This window comes from Marinobacter confluentis, from assembly GCF_004785685.1.
In the GTDB taxonomy this organism is placed as follows: Bacteria; Pseudomonadota; Gammaproteobacteria; order Pseudomonadales; family Oleiphilaceae; genus Marinobacter; species Marinobacter confluentis.
The window spans coordinates 1-15,929 of record NZ_SRPF01000005.1 but is presented as its reverse complement, the minus strand read 5'-3'; the positions used below and the strand labels follow the sequence as shown (position 1 = coordinate 15,929).

Annotated in this window: 12 protein-coding genes; 8 read left to right on the top strand and 4 right to left on the bottom strand. The window is 56.7% G+C overall.

Going from position 1 to position 15,929, the window contains the following annotated elements; translation table 11 throughout:
• Positions 1-90: 90 nt before the first annotated feature.
• The gene (locus tag E5Q11_RS14830) at positions 91-1,479 is read right to left on the bottom strand and encodes a sigma-54-dependent transcriptional regulator (RefSeq protein WP_135804242.1); all 1,389 of its coding nucleotides are present in this window, start codon (positions 1,477-1,479) and stop codon (positions 91-93) included.
• A 28-nt stretch (positions 1,480-1,507) separates the two neighbouring features.
• A complete protein-coding gene (locus tag E5Q11_RS14825) occupies positions 1,508-3,151 on the bottom strand; it encodes a sensor histidine kinase (RefSeq protein ID WP_135804241.1) in 1,644 nt (547 codons plus the stop codon).
• Positions 3,152-3,237: 86 nt separating this feature from the next.
• On the opposite strand from E5Q11_RS14825, the gene E5Q11_RS14820 reads away from it, so the two are divergent.
• On the top strand, positions 3,238-4,887 hold the full coding sequence (locus E5Q11_RS14820) for an NAD+ synthase (protein ID WP_135804240.1): 1,650 nt from the start codon (positions 3,238-3,240) through the stop codon (positions 4,885-4,887).
• Between the two features lie 44 nt (positions 4,888-4,931).
• Here the strand turns inward: E5Q11_RS14820 and E5Q11_RS14815 are convergent, their stop codons facing one another.
• Positions 4,932-5,768: an outer membrane protein assembly factor BamD gene (locus tag E5Q11_RS14815; RefSeq protein WP_135804239.1), complete on the bottom strand. Its 837-nt coding sequence runs from the start codon at positions 5,766-5,768 to the stop codon at positions 4,932-4,934.
• A gap of 149 nt (positions 5,769-5,917) precedes the next feature.
• Here E5Q11_RS14815 and rluD point away from each other — a divergent pair, with 149 nt between their 5' ends.
• The 3 genes from rluD to clpB all read left to right on the top strand — a co-directional run bounded on the left by rluD (position 5,918) and on the right by clpB (position 10,368).
• On the top strand, positions 5,918-6,895 hold the full coding sequence (gene rluD / locus E5Q11_RS14810; RefSeq protein ID WP_135804238.1) for a 23S rRNA pseudouridine(1911/1915/1917) synthase RluD: 978 nt from the start codon (positions 5,918-5,920) through the stop codon (positions 6,893-6,895).
• A complete protein-coding gene (pgeF, locus tag E5Q11_RS14805; protein ID WP_191964484.1) occupies positions 6,885-7,625 on the top strand; it encodes a peptidoglycan editing factor PgeF in 741 nt (246 codons plus the stop codon). Before rluD ends, pgeF begins: the two co-directional genes overlap by 11 nt.
• A 166-nt stretch (positions 7,626-7,791) precedes the next feature.
• Complete coding sequence (gene clpB / locus E5Q11_RS14800) at positions 7,792-10,368, top strand: ATP-dependent chaperone ClpB (RefSeq protein WP_135804237.1); 2,577 nt, start codon at positions 7,792-7,794, stop codon at positions 10,366-10,368.
• Positions 10,369-10,423: 55 nt separating this feature from the next.
• Here clpB and E5Q11_RS14795 read toward each other — a convergent pair whose 3' ends face one another.
• Positions 10,424-10,891, bottom strand: coding sequence for a DUF4124 domain-containing protein (locus E5Q11_RS14795; RefSeq protein ID WP_135804236.1), 468 nt, complete (start codon positions 10,889-10,891; stop codon positions 10,424-10,426).
• Between the two features lie 508 nt (positions 10,892-11,399).
• Here E5Q11_RS14795 and E5Q11_RS14790 point away from each other — a divergent pair.
• The 4 genes from E5Q11_RS14790 (at position 11,400) to pssA (ending at position 15,627) form a co-directional block, all read left to right on the top strand.
• On the top strand, positions 11,400-13,118 hold the full coding sequence (locus tag E5Q11_RS14790; RefSeq protein ID WP_135804235.1) for an acetolactate synthase 3 large subunit: 1,719 nt from the start codon (positions 11,400-11,402) through the stop codon (positions 13,116-13,118).
• A 2-nt stretch (positions 13,119-13,120) separates the two neighbouring features.
• Positions 13,121-13,612 (top strand): acetolactate synthase small subunit, encoded by a 492-nt coding sequence (ilvN, locus tag E5Q11_RS14785; protein ID WP_135804234.1) that lies wholly within the window; start codon positions 13,121-13,123, stop codon positions 13,610-13,612.
• 67 nt (positions 13,613-13,679) lie between these two features.
• Complete coding sequence (gene ilvC / locus E5Q11_RS14780) at positions 13,680-14,696, top strand: ketol-acid reductoisomerase (RefSeq protein ID WP_135804233.1); 1,017 nt, start codon at positions 13,680-13,682, stop codon at positions 14,694-14,696.
• Positions 14,697-14,787: 91 nt separating this feature from the next.
• Positions 14,788-15,627, top strand: coding sequence for a CDP-diacylglycerol--serine O-phosphatidyltransferase (gene pssA, locus E5Q11_RS14775; RefSeq protein WP_135804232.1), 840 nt, complete (start codon positions 14,788-14,790; stop codon positions 15,625-15,627).
• Positions 15,628-15,929 lie beyond the last annotated feature (302 nt).

The window sequence follows — 15,929 nt, the reverse complement described above, 5'->3', positions numbered from 1 at the left end:
GGTCTGAAATGTTTTTGAGGTGTGGCCGAGTATATCTCCGGGATTTTTGATCGCTGTCGGCAGAATCGGTGCTCAGACGTAAGAAATCGCCTATTCCATCCCCAACTTCTTCAACCGATACCGCAACGCCCTAAAACTGATCCCCAGCCTTTTGGCTGCCGCTGTCTTATTCCATCGGGTCGCTTCCAGCGCTTTTTCGATGGCCGTGCGCTCAATGGTTTCCAGGTAACCCTCGAGGTCCATCTCGCCTTCCGGTACGTTTGACGCCCCGCCGTTGTTCCGGGCCTCGTCCGCGTCTGCGGATGACCGGCTGTCCGCGATTATCGGCGCATTGCCCATATGAAGGTCGTTTTCGCCGATCAGTTCCGCGTCACACAGGGTAAAGGCCCGTTCCAGGATGTTCTCAAGCTCCCGCACGTTGCCGGGAAAATTATAGGCTTGCAGGCGGGCGATGGCCTCTGCGGTCAGGGTGGCGGGCTCGCACTCATACTCCCGGGCGATCCGCCCCAGGATGTGGTTGGCCAGCAGTTTGACGTCGTCCGGGCGGTCCCGCAGGGCGGGTACGGCCAGTTCAATCACGTTGATGCGATAGAACAGGTCTTGGCGGAAGTCGCCATTTTGCACCAGTGCTGGCAGGTCCTTGTGGGTAGCGCTCAGCACCCGGATATCCACCGGGAACTCCTTGGTTTCCCCCACCGGGCGCACGGCTTTTTCCTGAATCGCGCGCAGCAGTTTGACCTGCATCGCCAGTGGCAGGTCCGCCACTTCATCCAGAAACAGGGTGCCGCCGTCAGCGGATCGGAACAGGCCATCCTTGTTGTCGGTGGCGCCGGTAAAACTGCCTTTCTTGTGTCCGAAAAATTCACTTTCCATAAGCTCAGATGGAATAGCACCGCAGTTCACGGCAACAAAGGGGGCGTCCCGCCTTGGGCCCTGGAGGTGAATCATCCGGGCCACCAGCTCCTTGCCGCTGCCCGATTCTCCGCTGATGAAAACCGGAGCCTGGCTTCGGGCGAGTTTGCGGACCTGGTTCCTCAGCCGTTTGATTTCCTGCGAGTTGCCAAGCAGCAGGCCGGGTTCGTCGTCTGTCGTGTCCGGGGCAAGCGCAGGCTCTGACAGTTTCAGGGCGCTGCTGACCAGTTCCCGCAGGCGCGGAAGTTCAACGGGCTTGGATACGAAATCAAAGGCGCCGGCTTTAAGGGATTCGATGGCCGTTTCCATATTGCCGTAGGCGGTAATCACCGCGACGGGCGTCGCCGGGGCGTGTTGTTGAATCCACTGAACCAGTTCAATTCCGTTGCCGTCGGGCAGGTTCATGTCGGTAAGACAAAGCTGTGGCGAATGCTCTTGCAGCAGGGTTCTAGCCGTACCCACGTCCGGTGCTGTCAGGGTGTTAATACCCATGCGGCTGAGGGTGATCTCAAGAAGGTCGCGGATATCCGGTTCATCATCGACAATGAGGACTGTATGCGTGGTCATGGGTTTGGACTGGACTCCGTGTCGTGGGTCATATCATGCGCCCATGGTGGGCAAAGGTAATGCGGAAACAGCAGCCAGGGTTCTTGCTGTCCACCAGGGAAAGGTGGGCCTGATTAGATTCGCACAGTTCCCGGGCCAGATAAAGACCCAGGCCGGTGCCGCTCTTGTCTGTGGTGAAGAAGGGTTCGAAAACCGAGGCCCTGTTTTCCTGGGGAATGCCTACCCCAAAATCGCGCACATCAATATAGGTCCGTTCGCCATCGGCTGTTGCCCCGGCATGCAGCCGGATTTCCGGCTGGCCGGTGTGTTCGAGGCTATAGCGAAGGCCATTATCGCAAAGGTTGACCAGCACCTGCTCCAGCTGGCTGATATCGAATCGGGCCTGGGGCAGGTTATCTTCGATTTCCAGGTGGATCACGGGTGGGTTTCCGTCAGTACCATCCAGCGTTTGTAGATAATCATCACGGAAAGCCTGGAGCCACTGGTCCACCTGCACCAGATCGCTGCTTGCCTCGCGCCGGCGGGAAAGATCAAGCACGTTTTCGATGATGCCGTTTACCCGTTTTGAATGTCGCTGAATAATATCGAGCATTCTGCGGTCGCCGTCATCGAGATGCTCCGATTCCCGCATTAACTGTGATGCGTGGCTGATGGCTCCCAGCGGGTTGCGGACTTCATGGGCGATACCGGCGGTCAGGCGGCCGAGGGAGGCCAGCTTCATCTGTTGCGCCTGTTGGGTGACCTTGCTGAGGTCGTCGATAAACACCAGAATCTGGTCGCCCCGCTCCTGATCCAGCTGCGTGAAGTTTGCCTGCACCATGGGGGCCGTTGGCATGGCCTGAAAAGGCTCGGTGCGCTCTCTGGGATTTTTCAGCCAGCTTTCCAGTCCCCGGCGCAGGGGTTTTGGCAGGGTGCGGCCGCGGCTGAGGGTTTCCTCGCTAGGGGCAGATCCAAAAAGCAGCTCTTCGGCCGCCGCATTCGCCAGGCGGATGGCACCGTAGCGGTCGAGTACCAGAATGCCGGTGCGCATACGCTGGATAATCTGCCGGTTGATCTGTTCCAGCTCGGCAATGCTCTTGGCCCTTGAGCTGGCCAGGGCTTCGCTTCGAACCATGCGCCGTGAGATGTATTGAAGGATGAACGCAGCGGCAAAATAAAGAATACCAAGCGAACCGGCCCGTACGATTTCATCCGCTGAGGCGAACATGGAAAGCACCGACCATGACGCAATACCCAGGGAGCAGATGGCGCCCAGCGCAGCGTAGAGAGTACCGATTCGGGTAGGTGTCAGGATATTGCCTGCCGCCACGGTAACAATGACCAGATTCGCCAGCCCGCTGGTCATGCCACTGCTGGTCAGCAGCAGCCCGTGCAGGATCAGGATATCCATGAAAATGGACAGGATGATATGCCGGTTGCGGGGCTGGAACCCTGCCAGAAGGATCAGTGCGATCAGAAGGTTGATGGCCAGGTAGGTAAAAATGCTGGCCTGATAATATTCCGCAGCCCGCATGCGGGTGTCGAATTCCGTGGGCGCGATGAACAGCAGTGCCACCAGAAGAAGGCTGAGAACCACCCGGTAATGGTTATATATTCTGAACAGCCTCGCGCGCTGGCGGCTGGGCGGTGCGCTGGCGTTGATGTTGGGGGCGCTGTCGATGTTGTTTTGCATGATCCGTGGGTATCCCGGAAGAATTCTTGGGCGCTGCGTGGTTATAATAGCCTTTTAACGGCAATGAGTTACAGGAGCGGTAGTTTATGTCTGCGCAATCCGGTCAGTCACCTACAACACTCAGGGTGGTGATGGCACAGCTCGATTTCCTGGTGGGCGATATTCCGGGCAATACCCAGAAGGTCATCGATGCGGCTCGCCGCGCGGGCAAAGAGCTGGCCGCAGATATTGTGGTCTTCCCTGAGCTCTGCCTGACCGGCTATCCGCCGGAAGACCTGTTGTTGCGCCCCAGTATGGACCTTAGAGTGGCCAAGGCTCTGGAAACGCTTCAGGCGGAAGCCTTTGCGCCGGCCATCGTCGTGGGGGCGCCCATTCGCCAGGGCGGGCTGCTCTACAACGCGGCACTGGTGATCGATCAGGGCGCAATCGCGGCGCAGTACTTCAAGCGCTTCCCGCCGAATTATCAGGTATTTGATGAAAAACGGTATTTCGCAGAGGGCCGGGAGGTCCTGGTTCAGAACATCCGCGGCGTTTCCGTGGGGCTGACCGTGTGTGAGGATATCTGGAGCGACGGCCCGGTGGAGGAGGCCGCTGCACGGGGTGCCAAGCTGATTCTCAACCTCAATGCCTCGCCCTATGACATCGGCAAACAGGCCCGGCGAAAGGCGCTGCTGGAGCGTAAGTCCAGCGAAAACCGGGTCACTATTGCCTATGTGAATCTGGTCGGGGGGCAGGACGAGCTGGTGTTCGATGGCGGGTCCATGGCCTTTGATCACTCCGGCGCGCTCTGCGCCGAAGCGCCACAGTTCAGCGAAGGGCTTTTCCCCGTCGATCTGATCTGTGAGCACCACTGCCAGCCGGTTTCCCAGCCGGCATTGCCGGAACCGTCGGTGGAAGAAAACGTCTATCATGCGCTGGTTCTGGGAGTCCGGGATTACGTCAACAAGAATGGCTTCAAGTCCGTTGTTCTGGGCTTGTCGGGCGGTATTGATTCAGCGGTGACGCTGGCTGTTGCGGTGGATGCTCTGGGCGCTGATCGGGTGCGGGCGGTGATGATGCCGTTCCGGTATACCTCAGGTATGAGCATAGAAGATGCCGAGCTGCAGGCTCGGGCGCTGGGTGTGCAGTACGATGTATTTTCGATTGAGCCCATGTACGACGCCTTCATGGAAACTCTGGCGGCGCCCTTTGAGGGAACAAAGCCCGACACAACGGAAGAGAATCTGCAGGCGCGTCTGAGGGGCGTGTTGTTAATGTCCCTGTCGAATAAATTCGGCGCGCTGGTGCTGACAACCGGCAACAAGAGCGAAATGGCCGTGGGTTATTCCACCCTGTATGGCGACATGGCCGGCGGTTTCGATGTGTTGAAAGATGTGCCAAAAACCCTGGTGTTCAAGCTGGCATGGTATCGCAATAGTGTGGCGCCGGTGATTCCGGAACGGGTCATTACACGCCCGCCGTCAGCGGAGCTTGCACCGGATCAGAAGGACGAGGACAGTCTGCCGGGTTATGACATTCTGGATCAGATTCTTAATCTGTACGTAGAGCGGGACCTGAGCGCAGACGCCATTGTGGCTCAGGGATTCAATCGGGAAGATGTGGACAGGGTGGTTCGCCTGGTGGACATCAACGAGTACAAACGCCGGCAGGCGCCGATTGGCGTCAGGATCACGGAGCGCGGCTTCGGGAAAGACCGGCGCTACCCGATCACCAATGGCTGGAAGAGCGGCGCATAAGCGCCGCCCCACTCTTGGGTAGGCGCCCAGATGGACTTCTTGGCCTATTCGTCGCCCATCAGCCCGAAGGTGACAACACTGGCCAGCGAACGGTCTTCCCGATCCAGAATATCGGATTCAAACTCGCCATTTTCATTGAACGCTGCGCTTTCCGGGAAGTTTTCTTTGAGCATGGCAACCGCGTCTGACGCACCCTTTTTCAGATCAAGAAAACGGAAGGTTTCCGCAAGAATGATCAGTGCATCCTCGACCGGGGGTGTGGATGGATAGTTCTCAATCAGGTATCGCGCACGGGTGTTTGCGGCCACATAGGCTTCGCGGCTGATGTAATACTGCGCGGCCAGCAACTCCAGCCGGGCTAGCCGGTTGCGGATGGCAATCATTCGCTGGCGGGCATCCGGCGCGTATTCGCTGCTCGGATAGCGGTTCAGCAGCTGTGAAAAATCCTGAAAGGCCTGGCGCTGCTCGCCGGGGTCGCGGGCTTCAATGTCAATGGGCAGGTAGCGCGCGCCAAGGCCAATATCCAGATTGTAGGAGGCCAGTCCGCGCATATACAGTGCATAATCGGCGTGCTCGCTTTGGGGGTTCAGGCGGAGGAAGCGGTCGGCGGCTGCCCGGGCGCCCTCAAGATCCAGATTCTGGTAGCGGGCATAGATCAGGTCGAGTTGGGCCTGTTCGGCATAGCGGCCAAAGGGATAGTAGGTTTCCAGGGCGTCAAGGTTGGTCTCGGCCTCGTTGAAATTGCCAGCGGTCATGGCATCACGAGCATTCTCGTAATAGGTTTCTTCCGCGAGTACTTCTTCCTGCCCTTTATTGGAGGCACAGGCGCTGATCAACAACGCTGTGGTAAAGAGCAAGATTAATCGAGCAACTGATCTCATGCCGGAATCCCGTATAATGGCAAAACTGAAATTGCGGGTCGAAATTGAACGCCATTGTAACGGGGTTATCCCTGATTGTGCAGTGGCAGGTCCGTTGGATTCCGCCTTTTTGACTCAAACGTAACTTTATAAACGGCCCCGGGGGCTTAATGTCATCTGAATCACGTATCATCGCCCGCTTCTCCATTCCGCCGGAACTCAGCGATCGGCGGCTGGATCAGGCCGCTGCCGAACTCATGCCCGAACACTCCCGTTCTCGGCTGCAGGGCTGGATCAAGTCAGGGGCTTTAACGGTTGATGGGAAAACCTGCAAGCCCAGGGACAAAGTGATGATGGGCGATGTGCTGTTGCTGGACGCGGAGCCGGAAGCACAGGTTAGCTGGGAAGCTGAAGCGATCAGCCTGGATGTGGTTTATGAAGACGAGCATCTACTGGTAATCAACAAGCCAGCCGGGCTGGTGGTTCACCCTGCGGCAGGGCATGCCGATGGCACCCTGGTCAACGCGTTGCTGAATTACGCCCCGGAAGTGGAAAACCTGCCCCGGGCTGGCATCGTTCACCGTCTGGATAAGGATACTTCCGGCATCATGGTGGTGGCCCGCAGCCTGATCGCCCATACGTCGCTGGTTGATCAGTTGCAGACCCGAACCATGGGCCGTGAATACGAAGCGGTGATTGTTGGAACAATTACCGGTGGGGCGACGGTAGATGCGCCGATCGGGCGACACCCGCAGGAGCGTAAAAAGATGGCCGTGGTTTCGTCCGGTAAGCCGGCAGTGACGCACTACCGGTTGGCGGAACGCTTTGCAGCGCACACCCACGTTCGTTGTACGCTGGAAAGCGGGCGAACCCACCAGATCCGGGTTCATATGGCCCACGTGAAGCATCCACTTGTGGGCGACCCGCAATACGGTGGGCGCCTGAGGTTGCCCAAGGGTACAACAGACGAGTTGCGCGAGGCCTTGTCCGCGTTTCATCGTCAGGCCCTGCATGCCCGTAAATTGACCCTTGAACACCCACAGACCGGTGAAACCCTGAGTTGGGAAGTGCCCATGCCTCAGGATATGGTGGATTTGCTCGCAGCGCTGCGAAAACACTTCAGTGAACTGAACAGCAATGAATTCTGAGCTGAACCTGATTTTCCCAGAATGGCCGGCACCGGCCGGGATTAGAGCAGTTTCTACCACCCGGGCTGGGGGTTTCAGTCCGGCACCCTGGGATAGCTTCAATCTTGGCGGCCACGTTAGCGATGAACCCGCGCGGGTTGAACAGAATCGTCGGCAACTGGCCGACGCCATGGGGCTTTTGCCGTCCGCCTTCTGTTTCATGAATCAGGTTCATGGCACGGATGTGGTCACGTTGCCTCAGAGGGCGCCCGTTACCGCCGATGGTTGCGTAACAACGCGGCCTGGCGTTCCCTGCTTGATCATGACCGCCGACTGTTTGCCAGTGCTCTTCTGTAACTACGAAGGGACCCGTGTGGCGGCTGCCCATGCGGGCTGGCGGGGGCTGTGTGACGGCGTATTAGAGAAGGTGTTGGCACAGTTTGATGACCCATCGGAGGTGATGGCCTGGCTTGGTCCCGCTATTGGCCCGAGTCAATTTGAGGTAGGTGGGGAAGTGCGGGAGGCGTTTATCCGTGAGCATCCTGACGCTGGTGATGCCTTCGTGCCCGGGTCGCGAGCCGGCCACTACATGGGCGACTTATACCTGCTTGCCCGACAGCGCCTGAAAGCGCAGGGGGTCATCCAGATCTATGGCGGGACAGAGTGCACGTTTTCTGCGCCTGAGCGCTTCTTTTCCTACCGCCGCGACGGTGTGACCGGTCGTATGGCCAGCCTGATTTTCATTGCCTGAACACCCTCGAATCCCCTTGCCGGGGTTTCGCGTCAAATTTCTGACACTTATTTCAGTCTGCCGCTTGAACTCCCGTTAAACGCCCCTACATTGACGTTATCAGACGAACGAAAGTTTGTGGGCGCGCTTATGTTTAAAGCGCGCCAGCACAGAAGGGAACAGGATTATGAGAATCGACAAACTGACCAGTAAATTGCAGACGGCGCTGGCCGATGCCCAGTCCCTTGCGGTGGGAAAAGACCACAATTTCATCGAGCCCGTGCATCTCATGCTGGCGCTGATGGATCAGCAGGGCAGTTCAATCAAGCCCTTGCTCAAACAGGCAGGCGCCGAGCCCGGTCGTATTCGCCAGGAGATTGCCAGGGAAATTGGCAACCTGCCGGAAGTTCAGGGCACCGCAGGCGATGTCTCCATGTCCAATGACATGGGTCGGCTGTTCAACATGGCCGACAAACTGGCCCAGAAGCGGGGTGATCAGTACGTTTCAAGCGAACTGGTGCTGCTGGCGGCCCTGGAGGATCGCGGTACTCTGGGGCGAGTGCTACGGGAGCAGGGCGTCGACAAGGCGGCGCTGGAAAAGGCGATTGACGATGTGCGCGGTGGCGAGGCCGTCAAGGATGCGTCTGCGGAGGAGAACCGTCAGGCCCTCGATAAATACACCATTGATCTGACCGAGCGGGCCGAAGCCGGCAAGCTGGACCCGGTGATCGGCCGCGACGATGAGATTCGCCGTACCATCCAGGTATTGCAGCGCCGTCGCAAGAATAACCCGGTGCTGATCGGCGAGCCCGGCGTTGGCAAAACCGCCATTGTGGAAGGCCTCGCCCAGCGCATCGTCAACGGTGAAGTGCCGGAAGGGCTGAAAAACAAGCGTGTACTCTCGCTGGATATGGGCTCTCTTATCGCTGGTGCCAAGTTCCGTGGTGATTTTGAAGAACGTCTGAAAGCGGTTCTGAGCGAGCTGGCAAAACAGGAAGGCCAGATCATTCTGTTCATTGACGAGATTCATACGGTGGTTGGCGCCGGTAAAGCCGAAGGCTCGATGGACGCCGGTAACATGCTCAAGCCTGCGTTGGCGCGCGGTGAGCTGCACTGTGTCGGCGCGACGACTCTTGATGAATACCGGGAAAATATTGAAAAAGACGCCGCGCTGGAGCGCCGGTTCCAGAAGGTGTTGGTCAGCGAGCCCAACGAAGAAGACACCATCGCCATTCTCCGCGGCCTTAAAGAGCGCTATGAGGTGCACCATGGGGTAGAAGTAACCGATGGCGCTATCATTGCTGCGGCCAGGCTGTCCCATCGCTACATCGCGGACCGGCAACTGCCCGACAAGGCGATCGATCTGGTGGACGAGGCAGCCAGCCAGATCCGTATGGAAATGGATTCCAAGCCAGAGGCTCTGGACCGCCTTGAGCGCCGCCTGATCCAGTTAAAGATCGAGCGTGAAGCACTGAAAAAGGAAACGGACGCGGCCTCGAAAAAGCGGCTTTCTGAACTGTCGGCTGTCATCAGTGGGGTTGAACGGGAATACGCCGACCTGGAGGAAATCTGGAATACTGAAAAGGCCGCCCTGCATGGTTCCCAGAAGATCAAGAGCCGGCTCGAACAGGCCCGGATTGATCTGGAGAATGCCCGCCGAGCAGGCGACCTGGGAAAGATGTCTGAGTTGCAGTACGGGCAGATTCCGGAACTTGAGCGTCAGCTCGATATGGCCAGCCAGGCCGAGATGATGGAAATGAAGCTGCTTCGCAACCGGGTGACGGATGAAGAAATCGCTGAAATCGTCTCCAAATGGACGGGTATTCCGGTCTCCAAGATGCTGGAAGGCGAACGGGATAAGCTGATGCGCATGGAAGAGGCGCTTCACGGCCGGGTGATTGGTCAGGACGAGGCGGTTGAAGCGGTGTCTAATGCGGTGCGCCGCTCAAGGGCGGGGCTCTCTGATCCTCATCGCCCGAACGGCTCGTTCCTTTTTCTCGGACCCACCGGCGTTGGCAAGACCGAGTTGTGCAAGGCCCTGGCGTCTTTCCTGTTCGATACCGAGGAGGCGATGGTTCGGATTGATATGTCCGAGTTCATGGAAAAACACTCGGTGGCGCGGCTGATTGGCGCGCCTCCGGGTTATGTCGGTTATGAAGAGGGCGGTTACCTGACCGAAGCAGTCCGTCGGCGGCCCTATTCAGTGCTGTTGCTGGACGAAGTGGAGAAAGCCCACCCGGATGTTTTCAATATCCTGTTGCAGGTATTGGAGGACGGCCGGCTCACAGATGGTCAGGGCCGCACGGTGGATTTCAGAAATACCGTGATTGTCATGACCTCCAACCTGGGTTCGGACATTATTCAACAGAAAGCGGGAGAAGCAAACTACGAGTCTATGAAAGCGGATGTCATGGAGGTAGTGGGTACTCACTTCCGGCCTGAGTTCATCAACCGTGTAGACGAGGTTGTGGTCTTCCATCCGTTGGCTGAAAACCAGATCCAGGGCATTGCCAGAATCCAGATCGAGATTCTCAGCAAGCGCCTGAAAGAGCAGGAGATGAAGCTGGAGCTGGACGATTCGGCCATGGAATTGCTGGCGGAAGTGGGTTACGACCCGGTGTATGGGGCGCGGCCGTTGAAGCGGGCAATCCAGCGGATGATTGAGAATCCTCTGGCACAACGGCTGTTGCAGGGCGATTTTGTGTCGGGCGACACCATCCGGGCAGAGGTGAAGGGCAATGCCCTGGTGTTCAGCAAGACGTGAGCACTGGTTGGTGATTTGATAGGGGGCCTGCTGGCCCCCTTTTCTGTTACGGCGATTATTGCTGGGTTTCTTCGTTGCAGTTCAGCTCAGCGATCTCTTCGAACTGCTCACGTTTCTCGGCTTTTTCTTCCTCGGTCAGATACCGTTCTTCACCATTCTCTTCAACTCTTATGCGGCTGCCGCTGCGGATCAGGCTAAGGTTACTTCTTGCGGTCTGGCAGTTTGCCGCGCGTTGCTTCTGCCTGGCTTCTTCCGCGGCGCTGAGCTGTTCGCGTTCAGCGCTCTGTGCTGCCTGCTCATCCATTTGTTGAACACGTTGTTGGGGGCTTGCTGAGTCAGAGTCGCCCGAGCCGGCTCTCTTGCCGGTGCGGATGCTGACAGATTCGGACTCTGTTCCACTGGGCGCACGGTCACCAAAATGCACGATTCCGTTTTCGTCTGTCCATTTGTAGACCGACTGCGCTGAAGCGGAGGCCGGAATCACCATGATGCATACTGCGAGAGCGAGGATTTTCCTGTTCATGCCTTTACTCTTTTGCGTAGGCCTATACTGCGTCGGCCTGTTTGTTTTAGCCTGATCAAAGCGCCCGGGAGCGCATCGTTACCACTAAGCCTAAAGCGATCCTGCCATTTGTAAAGCCAACTTTCTTCGGGCTGGTTCAAATCCTGACTGAATTGCTGACGGAAATCTTTGCCAAAAGTATGGCAGACCTGAGCCAGGATAGGGCATAGAATGCGGCGGTTGCTATTGACAGGGAGTTTCCCGCTGTCAAAATTACGCGTTGCCTGAAGACTGGGGTCAATACGGCAGGAAATCCCGTGCAGGTATCCCCCATCAGCAACCACACTGGACGCTCGTCGATTGGTCGTTCTCCGCAACCCTCAGGAGGGCGGCTGGCCAGGAGACAACCTCTTTCATCAGTGTGGCACAGAATCCGTTTCCGCTTTCAAAAGAAGCGCGAAGGCCGGATACCCAGGCACCCGGCCGGAAGCAGTCCGGCTCATTCACCTGTAGAAGAGGGTAGAACATCGTGGAGTTATTGTCTGGCGCTGATATGCTGATTCGGTCCCTGCAGGACGAGGGCATCGAATACATATATGGCTATCCGGGTGGTGCGGCATTGCATATCTATGACGCGCTTTTCAGACAGGATAAAGTAAAACATATCCTGGTGCGGCATGAGCAGGCCGCCGTGCACATGGCTGATGGTTACGCGCGCGCATCCGGAAAACCTGGCACCGTTCTGGTTACATCTGGCCCTGGGGCCACCAACACCATCACCGGTATTGCAACCGCGTTCATGGATTCCATTCCTATGGTCGTGCTTTGTGGCCAGGTGGCATCGACTCTGATTGGCGAGGATGCTTTCCAGGAAACGGATATGATGGGTGTGTCCCGGCCGGTGGTAAAGCACAACCTGAGCGTTCGCCACCCGGAAGAAATTCCTGAAATTATCCGCAAGGCCTATTATATCGCTTCGACCGGCCGGCCCGGACCTGTGGTTGTGGATATCCCGAAGGATATGACGACCCCGAACGAGCGGTATGAGTACAGCTTCCCCAAGAAAGTGAAGCTGCGTTCCTATAACCCGGCGATCCGGGGCCATGCTGGTCAGATCAAGAAAGCTGTGGACATGCTGATGGCGGCCAAGCGGCCGATGATCTACGCCGGTGGCGGTGTCATTCTGGGCAAGGCGTCGGATCAGTTGACAGAGCTGGTGCAGATGCTGGGTTACCCGATCACCAATACCATCATGGGTATCGGTTGCTACCCCGCTTCGGACAAGCAGCATCTAGGCTGGCTGGGTATGCATGGCACCTATGAGTCGAACATGGCCATGCACCATGCGGATCTCATCCTGTGTGTCGGAGCGCGGTTTGATGACCGGGTGACTAATGCCACCGAGAAGTTCTGTCCGGGCGCGCGCATTGTTCACATCGACATAGACCCGGCTTCCATTTCCAAGACGATCGACGCCGACGTTCCCATCGTCGGGCCCGTTGATGCCGTGCTCAAGGAAATGATTACCCTGGTCAAGGAAAGCAAAGAAAAGCCGGACGCCGATGCCATTGCGTCCTGGTGGAAGCAGATCGAAGAATGGCGCGCCTTCCATGGCATGCGCTATGAAACCAGTGATGACACTATTAAGCCGCAGGAAGTGATTGAAGCGCTCTGGCGCCTGACGAATGGCGACGCCTATGTGACGACAGACGTTGGGCAGCACCAGATGTTTGCCGCTCAATACTACAAGTTTGATCGCCCCAACCGCTGGATCAATTCCGGTGGCCTGGGAACCATGGGCTTCGGTCTGCCGGCCGCCATGGGCGTCAAGCTGAACTATCCGGACGATGAAGTGCTGTGCATTACCGGTGAGGGCAGTATTCAGATGAACATTCAGGAGCTGTCCACCTGCAAGCAGTACAATTTGCCGGTGAAGATTATCAATGTGAACAATCAGGCACTGGGTATGGTCAAGCAGTGGCAGGACATGAACTACGAGTCCCGCCATGCGGAGTCTTACATGGAATCCCTGCCGGACTTCATCAAGCTGGCCGAAGCCTATGGTCACGTTGGCGTGCGGATCGACAAGAAAGAAGATCTTGAGCCAAAACTCAAAGAAGTGCTGGCCATGAAAGACAAGCTGGTGTTTGTCGATATTTACGTTGACCGCTTCGAGCATGTGTACCCAATGCAGGTGGCCCGTGGTTCGATGAAAGACATGTGGCTCAGCAAAACGGAGAGGGTCTGATCATGCGTCGAATCATATCCGTTCTTCTGGAAAATGAGCCGGGCGCGCTGTCGAGGGTCGTGGGCCTTTTCTCCCAGCGCAACTACAACATCGAAACATTGACAGTCGCCCCAACAGAAGATGAAACCCTGTCCAGGTTGACGGTTACAACAACCGGCTCTGACCGGGTGATTGAGCAGATCACCAAGCAGCTGAACAAGCTGATAGAAGTGGTGAAGCTTGTTGACCTGACAGAAGGTGCTCACATCGAGCGGGAGCTGATGCTGGTGAAGCTCAAGGCGACCGGTTCCCAGCGGGCTGAAATCAAGCGCACGGTTGATATCTTCCGCGGCCAGATTGTCGACGTGACCAGTTCCGTCTACACGGTTCAGTTGGCGGGCGACAGTGAGAAGCTCGATGGATTTATTCAGGCGATAGGCACGTCCGGTGTCCTCGAAGTGGTGCGTTCCGGTGTTTCTGGCATCGCCCGGGGCGAAAAGGTACTGAGCCTTTAACAGGTATCGCCAATATTCTGTACAATCGCGGGCCAATAATCGGTCCCTATAAAACACAGAGGTTTTTATGCAGGTTTATTACGATAAGGATTGCGATCTTTCCATCATTCAGGGCAAGAAAGTTGCCATCATCGGTTTCGGCTCGCAGGGGCATGCTCACGCCTGTAACCTGAAAGAGTCCGGAGTTGACGTTACGGTTGGCCTGCGCCCCGGGTCATCTTCCATCGCCAAAGCCGAGGCCTACGGTCTGAAAACCAATGACGTACCTTCTGCCGTAGCCGCAGCGGACGTTGTTATGGTTCTCACGCCTGACGAATTCCAGGCTCAGCTTTACAAGGCCGAGATCGAGCCCAACCTGAAGCAGGGTGCGACTCTGGCATTCGCCCACGGTTTTGCGATCCACTACAACCAGATCGTTCCCCGGAAAGATCTGGACGTTATCATGATCGCGCCGAAAGCGCCTGGTCACACAGTTCGCACCGAGTTCACCCGTGGCGGCGGTATCCCTGACCTGATTGCGATTTTTCAGGATGCGTCTGGAACGGCGAAAAACCTGGCCCTGTCCTATGCCAGCGGTATCGGTGGCGGTCGGACCGGCATCATTGAAACCACCTTCAAGGACGAGACCGAAACCGATCTGTTTGGTGAGCAGGCCGTTCTTTGTGGTGGCACAGTTGAGCTGGTTAAGGCGGCGTTTGAAACACTGGTAGATGCCGGCTATGAGCCCGAAATGGCCTACTTCGAATGCCTGCACGAGCTCAAGCTGATCGTTGACCTGATGTATGAAGGCGGCATCGCCAACATGAACTACTCCATCTCCAATAACGCGGAATACGGTGAATACGTGACTGGACCGGAGATTATCAACGAGCAGTCCCGCGAAGCTATGCGCAACGCACTGAAGCGCATTCAGACCGGTGAATATGCCAAGATGTTCATTCAGGAAGGCAGCAGCAACTACCCGTCAATGACGGCCCGTCGCCGCATCAATGCCGAGCACCAGATCGAAACGGTTGGCGAAAAGCTTCGCTCAATGATGCCCTGGATCTCTGCGAACAAGATTGTCGATAAAGAGAAAAACTAGGTTGATTGGCGGAGACCAATAACAGAGCGCGGCCCTAGAGGCCGCGTTTTTCGTATATACTCCGCACAAATGCTATCCGGAGTGATTGAGGATGAGTGAACAAAAACCACAGGCGCATTCCAGGTCAGGAGCTGATTCAAAGCAGGCTGCGGACTTCGATGCTGAGCCGGGCGAAGTTGTTGAAGAAGAGCTGGTCGAAGGCGCGCCGGTAAGACGCAAAGGCATCTACCTTTTGCCGAATGCCCTGACAACGGCGTCACTCTTTTCCGGCTTTTACGCCATTGTGTCGGCGGCCAATGGTGTCTTCGACAACGCCGCCATTGCCATTTTCGTCTCCATGATCCTTGACGGTCTGGACGGTCGCGTCGCACGGCTCACGAATACCCAGAGCAAATTTGGCGAAGAGTATGACAGTCTTGCAGATATGGTGGCGTTCGGTGTCGCGCCTGGTCTGGTCGCATTCTTCTGGTCTCTCAACAATCTGGGTCAGTTTGGTTGGGCTATTACCTTTATCTATGTGGCTGGCGCTGCACTTCGGTTGGCCCGATTCAATACCCAGATAGGTTCTGTGGATAAGAAATTCTTCGTCGGGCTTGCCAGCCCTGCCGCGGCGGCCTGTGTGGCCGGTGTTGTCTGGTGTTTTCATGCGTTTGAGCCGGCAGCATGGCTGACTGCGATGACCATTGTTGTTGTGGGCGGTTGCGGTGTGCTTATGGTCAGCAACATTCTGTACAAGAGTTTCAAGGATCTGGACCTGCGGGGACGAGTCCCGTTTGCCGCCATCCTGCTGGTGGTGCTGACCTTTGTGATTGTCGCACTTGATCCTGCTACCGTACTTTTTGTTGGGTTCCTGGCTTACGCCCTGTCTGGCCCTTTATTTTCACTATTTCGTCGTTCCCGCAAGCCGGAAGAACCTGCGGACGAAAATTGAGCAGGTTTTGCTGCCAATTGGTTGCTGAATAACCAGCATGTAAGGGCTAACCGAAGTAAAAAAAGATATTTGTTTTAACGTCGTTGACACAGTCTTCGGTGTCTGTAGAATGCCGGTTCACTTGAGGGGAGCAGCCAGTTTTAACGCAGCGCTCTACCTCAGAAAACAATTGACAAGGTCACGATTCGCTGTAGAATACGCGGCCTTGATCAGGGAACGGAAGTTCCCACTGCTCTTTAAAAAGTTAACCAAGTAATTCGTGTGGGCGCTGGCCGAGGTATTTCGGATACGAAATATCAGGA

Coding starts and splice junctions, on each gene's coding strand:
- rluD (WP_135804238.1), top strand. CDS start 5,918: ATGTCATCTGAATCACGTATCATCGCCCGCTTCTCCATTCCGCCGGAA.
- pssA (WP_135804232.1), top strand. CDS start 14,788: ATGAGTGAACAAAAACCACAGGCGCATTCCAGGTCAGGAGCTGATTCA.
- E5Q11_RS14795 (WP_135804236.1), bottom strand. CDS start 10,891: ATGAACAGGAAAATCCTCGCTCTCGCAGTATGCATCATGGTGATTCCG.
- E5Q11_RS14815 (WP_135804239.1), bottom strand. CDS start 5,768: ATGAGATCAGTTGCTCGATTAATCTTGCTCTTTACCACAGCGTTGTTG.
- ilvN (WP_135804234.1), top strand. CDS start 13,121: ATGCGTCGAATCATATCCGTTCTTCTGGAAAATGAGCCGGGCGCGCTG.
- E5Q11_RS14825 (WP_135804241.1), bottom strand. CDS start 3,151: ATGCAAAACAACATCGACAGCGCCCCCAACATCAACGCCAGCGCACCG.
- E5Q11_RS14830 (WP_135804242.1), bottom strand. CDS start 1,479: ATGACCACGCATACAGTCCTCATTGTCGATGATGAACCGGATATCCGC.
- clpB (WP_135804237.1), top strand. CDS start 7,792: ATGAGAATCGACAAACTGACCAGTAAATTGCAGACGGCGCTGGCCGAT.
- pgeF (WP_191964484.1), top strand. CDS start 6,885: ATGAATTCTGAGCTGAACCTGATTTTCCCAGAATGGCCGGCACCGGCC.
- ilvC (WP_135804233.1), top strand. CDS start 13,680: ATGCAGGTTTATTACGATAAGGATTGCGATCTTTCCATCATTCAGGGC.
- E5Q11_RS14820 (WP_135804240.1), top strand. CDS start 3,238: ATGTCTGCGCAATCCGGTCAGTCACCTACAACACTCAGGGTGGTGATG.